Annotated in this window: 3 protein-coding genes; 2 read left to right on the top strand and 1 reads right to left on the bottom strand. The window is 71.7% G+C overall.

What is annotated here, in order from left to right; genetic code table 11:
* Positions 1-37: 37 nt before the first annotated feature.
* Positions 38-1,387, bottom strand: a complete 1,350-nt coding sequence (locus HET64_RS37450) for a hypothetical protein (protein WP_215111697.1) — start codon at positions 1,385-1,387, stop codon at positions 38-40.
* A gap of 212 nt (positions 1,388-1,599) precedes the next feature.
* On the opposite strand from HET64_RS37450, the gene HET64_RS37455 reads away from it, so the two are divergent.
* Both HET64_RS37455 and HET64_RS37460 read left to right on the top strand, forming a co-directional pair.
* Positions 1,600-2,226, top strand: a complete 627-nt coding sequence (locus tag HET64_RS37455) for a response regulator transcription factor (RefSeq protein ID WP_215111698.1) — start codon at positions 1,600-1,602, stop codon at positions 2,224-2,226.
* Positions 2,227-2,380: 154 nt separating this feature from the next.
* Positions 2,381-3,779: HYR domain-containing protein (locus HET64_RS37460; RefSeq protein WP_374105608.1), on the top strand; the 1,399-nt coding region annotated here is incomplete at its 3' end.

The following is a 3,779-nucleotide window of genomic DNA, read 5'->3' on the forward strand; positions in this document are numbered from 1 at the left end:
CCGGCAGGCTGAAGCCCGCCCGGTCCCGGCGCGGGCTTCAGCCTGCCGGGGTGTCCGTGCGCATCGTCCCGCCCAGGAACATCGAGGACGAGCACCGCGAGGGGGCCGGGGCGCCCACCGGCTTGCCGACCCGCCTGCAGTCGATGGTCATCGTGACCTTGCCGCCCGCGGGCACCAGGATCGGGGTCACGAAGTGGTAGTCGGAGTCACGGAAGTTCTCCAGACCGAGGCTCAGGACGCGGGTGTCCTCGCCGGCCGTGACGGTGACCGTGCCCGCGTCGCCCTGCGGGTTCTGCACCACGATGTCGGTGAGCTGGAAGGTGTGGCCGGCCGGTACCTGTAGGGCCGTACCGGTGTTCGGGCCGCCGCCCACCGCGTCCTGCACCCGGGCCTGCGCGCTGGTCGGGGCGCCCGACGCCGCGTCACCGCCGCCGCCGTTGCCGCCCGGGGCGGAAGGAGCCGGTGACGGGGTGGGGCCGGCCGAGCCGCCGCCCGTGCCCGCACCGGCGGAGTCGCCGCCTCCGGAGCCCGCGCCGCCCTGCTCGCCCTCTTCCGGGGCCTTGCTCTTGTCGGCCGCGGCGGCCGACCGTACCGCTTCGGGAGTGACCGCCTCCCGGGCCGCGGACTTCACCGCCGGGCGCAGCAGCGCGTACCAGAGCCCCACCAGGACGAGGATCAGCAGAGCGGCGGTGAGCAGGGCCCGGGGCAGCCAGCGCGGCAGGATCGGGTTCTGCTGGTAGGAGCCGTCCACCAGCACCGGGGCTTGCGCCTCCTCACCCTCGGGCGGCTGCGGGGCGGCGAACACCTGGAAGGCGTGCGTCACCGGCGTACCGCGCCACATCCGCTTCGCCGGGCGGACCCGCAGTTTCGCGAACTCCGCGTGCCCCGGCTCGATCCGCAGCTCGGAGGCGGCGAACAAGACCCGCGCCTGTTCCGTACCGGGCTGGGCCCCGAGACGTACGGTCACCGGGGTGTTGCCCCGGTTGTCGACGGCGAACTGGTGCCGTCCGCCGCGCGAGCCGTTCGAGCCGCGCGGGACCAGCTCGGCGGTCGTCTCGGTGAACGGCAGGACGGTCACCCGGCCCTCCGGGACCACGGTGTCGCTCCGGTCGCCGGTCGGCATCACCCGGATCCCGAACGTGCTCTCGCCCGCGAGGACCGTCGCTTCGCGCGGCGGGCGCATGACCAGGGAGACGGTTCCGGAGTCGCCGGGGTACAGGGAGAGGACCGCGGGTTCGATCGCCGACCAGGCGGCACAGGTCCCGACCACCTCGAAGTGGTATTCCTCGACGGTCCGGCCGGAGTTGAGGATCTGCAGGGGGAGGGTCGTCGCCTCGCCCGGTGCGACGGTGACGGACGACGCGTCGAGGCTTGCGGTAAGACTCATACGCGGACCGTAGGACCGGGCCGGAGGGCGGGCACCGGTCACGGAGGAACACTTTCGGGCAGATGTGATGCCCGAGGCAACCTTCTAGTTTCCTCGCGGGTAAGAACGGGAATCTTTAGACCGCCTCACAACAGATGGGGCGGACGAATACAGCTGTGGAGCTTGTGCCTGCAGTGTGATGCTTCCGGCTGGTGCCCAGGGGGAGCATTCGCATGGAGCGCATCACTGTCGTTTTACGTGCCCAGGACCCGATTTCCCAGGCCGGTGTGGCCAGTCAGCTTCGGGCCCGCCCGGAGGTCGCTGTCGTCGACCGGGACGAGGGGGAGCCGACGCCCCAGGTCGTGGTCATGGTGGTGGACGCGGTGGACGACGAGGTCCTGCGCGTCCTGCGCAACATCCAGCGCACCAGCACCTGCCGCACGGTGCTGGTGACCACGGACATCGACGAACAGAAGCTGGTGAGCGCGGCGGAGTGCGGGGTCGCGGGGGTCGTCAGGCGGTCCGACTCGACGCCGGACCATCTGGTGCAGGTCATCGGCACGGTGGCGCGGGGCGAGGGGCATCTCCCCTCCGACCTGCTCGGACGCCTCCTCGAAGAGGTGGGCAGGCTCCAGGGTCAGGTGCTCGGTCCGCGCGGCCTGCACTTCACCGGCCTGGCCGCGCGTGAGGTGGACGTGCTGCGGCTGGTCGCCGAGGGGTACGACACCGCGGACATCGCGACGAAGCTGGCGTACTCCGAACGCACGATCAAGAACGTGCTGCACTCGGTGATGACCCGTCTGCAACTGCGCAATCGCTCCCACGCGGTGGCGTACGCGATGCGTCAGGGCCTTATCTGACGCCCGGTCCGTCCGAGGAACCCTGAACGAACGCCGCTGCACCATCGGGCAGTTCGCCCTTCCCGCGGAAGTGACTCGTCTCTCTCCGTACACGGCCGGCCGGTGCGCGACGGTGGCCTCCGGGTATCGGGCAGGACGCGGGGAGGGGAACGCCGTGCGGTGGTTTCAGCCAGGAACGGGACCGCGGAGGCGAGCGGCCGGGATCGTTCTGTTCCTGCTGGCCGCCGGTCTCGCGCCCGCGTCGGGCGTGAGCGGCGTGGCGTCCGCCGTGCCCGTGCCGCCGGAGCCGTGGGTCACCCCGGCGACGCTGGAGGAGACGCTCGACCCGGGCGGTTCGACGGGCGTGGACAAGCAGGTGCGGACCCCGGCGATCCCGCCGCGGCCGGATGTCGTCCTGCTGGTGGACGGTACGGCGAGCATGGCCGACCCGATCAGGAGTGTGCGGGAGAACCTGCCCGCCATCACCGGCAAGATCCTGGACGAGCAGCCCGACTCGCATTTCGCGGTGGCCACGTTCGGCGATCAGGAGGGCGATGTCAACGCCGGGTTCCAGGTGCTCACGGGGCTGACGGACGACCTGGTGAAGGTGCAGGAGGGTGTCGACAAGCTGAGGACCGACCTCGGCGGGGCGAGCCGCGGCCCTTCGGAGGACTGGATCAACGGGCTGTGGCAGATCGCCGACGGCGCGGGCGGCACGACGGTGTTCCGTGACGGGTCGAGCCCGGTCGTGGTGCTCGTCGGGGACGCCTCCAGCCACGCGCCCAGCAACGGCCACACCATCGACGACACGATCTTCGCGCTCCAGGACAAGGGCGTACGGGTGATCGGCGTCGATGTCGCGAGCACGATCGGCGACGGCCTCAACGGCAACGGCGACGCCGGAAACCCGGACTACGTCGAGGACCCGCCCACCACGCCGGGCCAGGCCACCCGCATCATCGAGGCCACCGGTGGCCGGCTGCTGGAAGGGATCGACGGGGACCGGGTCGCCGAGGCGATCATCGACGGGTTCGACAACCTCCCCACCTCCGTCGGATACCGCCTCGACGCCTGCGACCCACATCTGACCGTCGCCCTCGACCCGCCCACCCGACAGCTCACCAGCGGGGAGACCGCGCACTTCGCGGAGACCGTCGATGTGTCGGAGGACGCCCCGCAGGGCACGACGCTGACCTGCACCGTGCAGTTCCTGCTCGGCACCCAGGTGCCGGGGACGGATACGGTCGGACCGGCCGCGGTGCCCGATCCGGACTTCCAGCAGCAGATCAGCATCGCCGTGAACGATGTCGACGTGCCCGTCGTCACCGTGGACGACCGTACGGCCAGGGCGCCCGGCGACGACGGCGTCCGCATCGACTACACGGCCACGGCGACGGACCCGCAGGACGGGGCGCTGCCGGTGACCTGTACCCCGCCGTCCGGGTCGCTCTTCCCGGTCGGCACGACGACGGTCACCTGTTCCGCCACGGACTCGGCGGGCAACACGGGGGCGGACACGGCCCGGTTCGAGGTCCTGGAACCGGTGGTCCCGCCGGACCCGCCCACTCCGCCGC

Origin of the sequence: Streptomyces sp. McG3 (assembly GCF_018619185.1) — a bacterium.
GTDB lineage: Bacteria > Actinomycetota > Actinomycetes > Streptomycetales > Streptomycetaceae > Streptomyces.

What these genes read in the sequence shown, in the direction of transcription:
- HET64_RS37455 (WP_215111698.1), top strand. Translation starts at nt 1,600, where the DNA reads ATGGAGCGCATCACTGTCGTTTTACGTGCCCAGGACCCGATTTCCCAG.
- HET64_RS37450 (WP_215111697.1), bottom strand. Translation starts at nt 1,387, where the DNA reads ATGAGTCTTACCGCAAGCCTCGACGCGTCGTCCGTCACCGTCGCACCG.